This window comes from Flavobacterium solisilvae, from assembly GCF_012911605.1.
In the GTDB taxonomy this organism is placed as follows: domain Bacteria; phylum Bacteroidota; class Bacteroidia; order Flavobacteriales; family Flavobacteriaceae; genus Flavobacterium; species Flavobacterium solisilvae.
Genome location: NZ_JAAMPT010000027.1, coordinates 1 through 237 on the forward strand (window position 1 = coordinate 1; position 237 = coordinate 237).

Here is a 237-nt window from a genome sequence, read left to right on the forward strand (position 1 = left end):
GTAGGCGACACGATTGTTTACACCTTTACAGTAACCAATACAGGAAACGTAACCGTAAACAATTTGACAATCAATGATGCCGTAATCGGCGTATCGAACTTGATAGTAACACCAAGTACGTTGTTACCGGGACAAGTGGGAACAGCAACGGCAACGTATGCAATCACACAAGCCGACATCAACAACGGTGGAGTTCACAACATTGCAACCGCAACCGGAACAGACCCGAACAACAAC

1 protein-coding gene is annotated in these 237 nt (G+C 46.0%); it reads left to right on the forward strand.

Going from position 1 to position 237, the window contains the following annotated elements; all coding sequences use genetic code 11:
- A partial coding sequence (locus G6042_RS14655) for a DUF7507 domain-containing protein (protein WP_169522301.1) occupies positions 1-237 on the forward strand: 237 nt, incomplete at both ends.